This is a genomic window from Pseudoalteromonas sp. S3178 (assembly GCF_005886985.1).
Taxonomy (GTDB): Bacteria; Pseudomonadota; Gammaproteobacteria; order Enterobacterales; family Alteromonadaceae; genus Pseudoalteromonas; species Pseudoalteromonas carrageenovora.
This window is the reverse complement of record NZ_PNCW01000078.1, coordinates 1-1,789: the sequence shown is the minus strand read 5'-3', so window position 1 is coordinate 1,789 and position 1,789 is coordinate 1. Positions and strand designations below refer to the sequence as shown.

The window sequence follows — 1,789 nt, the reverse complement described above, 5'->3', positions numbered from 1 at the left end:
CTAAATCAGCTGGGGCATCAACGCTCCATACGCCAGCAGTTAGGGTCGTATCAACAGTCGTAATATTCCCTGCACTGTCTTCAAACGTTAAGCTAATGGTAGTGCCATCTGCTGCATCGCTTGTCCCATTGATGGTTGGCGTGGTGTCGTTGGTATCAACCAAGGCATTAATGCTAATGCTTGGCGCAGTGGTGTTCAGTGTCGCGGTTTCACTTAATGTGGTGGTGTTACCGGCGTTGTCGCTTACGCTTGCTTCAATGGTGAGCTCACCATCGCTTAAGGCATTCGGCACATCCGCTGACCAGCTGCCATCAGCTTGTACTGTGGCAGTGAAGGTTTCGGTTGTGGTGCCATCGCTGACGCTGATGTTTATCACTGTGCCCGCTGGCGCATTGGTGCTTCCGCTGATTGTCGGGGTGCTGTCGTTGGTCGCGCCCACAGTATCGAGCACAAGTGTTGGCGCGAGGCTATCAATGGTGCCCGCTTGCACGGCGCCTCCGGTATTGCCTGCTGCATCGGTAATGCTGGCTTGCACGCTGTAGCTTCCATCCGGTAATTCAGGGCTGGTTGCTTGCCATTCACCGTTTGCATCCACGGTGGCGGTGATTGGGTGCTCATCACCATTACTGTCGGTAATAACAATGTTTACAACGGTGCCTTCAGGCTCTGTTGAGGTACCACTAACAACTGGCGTGCTGTCGTTGCCAAGGCCCAGTGCATCCACGGTGACGATTGGCGTAATAGTATCCACATTACCACTGCTGTTTGCTGTGCTCTCGTTGCCTGCCGCATCCGTAATACTGGCAACAACGCTAAAATCACCTTGCGCAAGCGCACTTGGGATTTCAATGTTCCAGTGGCCATCACTTTCAACGGTGGTGGTAATGGTTTGCACTATGCCGTCGCTGTCGGTGATAGTGAGTGTTACGGTGCCACCAATTTCATTACTGGTGCCCTGCAGCTCGGGTGTTAAATCACTAACATCGCCCACGGTTTGAATGGTGAGCGTTGGCGCTTGCGTGTCGATAGTCGTGGTTTCACTCACGGTGGTTTCGTTGCCTACGCTATCGCGTACGCTCACTTCAATCGTGCTTTCACCTTCACTTAATGGTGTGGTTGGAGTGGCACTCCAATTACCATCCGCATCAACAAGCGCAGTGATGGTTTGTGGGTTGCCGTCGCTATCAGTAACCACTATGGTCACTTGCGCACCCTCACCTGCGTCACTTGTGCCGCTTATGATTGGCGTGTTGCTATCGCTTTGTGCGTCAACATCAACCGTGAGTGTTGGCGGTGTGTTATCAAAGTCGTCTGAGCTAATTGTACGGGTATTACCGGCTGCATCGGTGGCTGTGGCGATCACTGAGCCAACATCCAGCAATGATACATCTAATCCGACTAATGACCAGTTGCCATCTGCATCCGTTGTAGTGGTATATGTTGCACCAATTCCCCCATTAACAAGTTGCTCCGTAATAGTAATTTCACTGCCTGCTGGCAAGTCAGACGTACCACTTAAGGTAACCAATAAACCAAGTTCAAACGTTGGCGTAAAGGCAAGTGCCGGTGGAGTTACGTCTACTTCGCCGCTGTCAGTGCCGGTGCCTGTGTTACCTGCATCATCGGTGATGCTGGCGCTGACGCTGTAACTCCCTTCGGCTAAATCAGTCGTTGGTGTCGCGCTCCAGTTACCATTAGCATCGGTTTGTACATCAATGCTTTGAGTGGCGTTTGCTGCATCAGTAAACGTCACCGAGATGGTGCTGTTTGGTGCATCACTGGTGCCTGT

General features: G+C 52.0%; 1 protein-coding gene. It reads right to left on the bottom strand.

The genetic code is table 11. From position 1 onward, the window contains the following. Nucleotides 1-1,789: Ig-like domain-containing protein (locus CWC11_RS18440; protein ID WP_171038451.1), on the bottom strand; the 1,789-nt coding region annotated here is incomplete at both ends.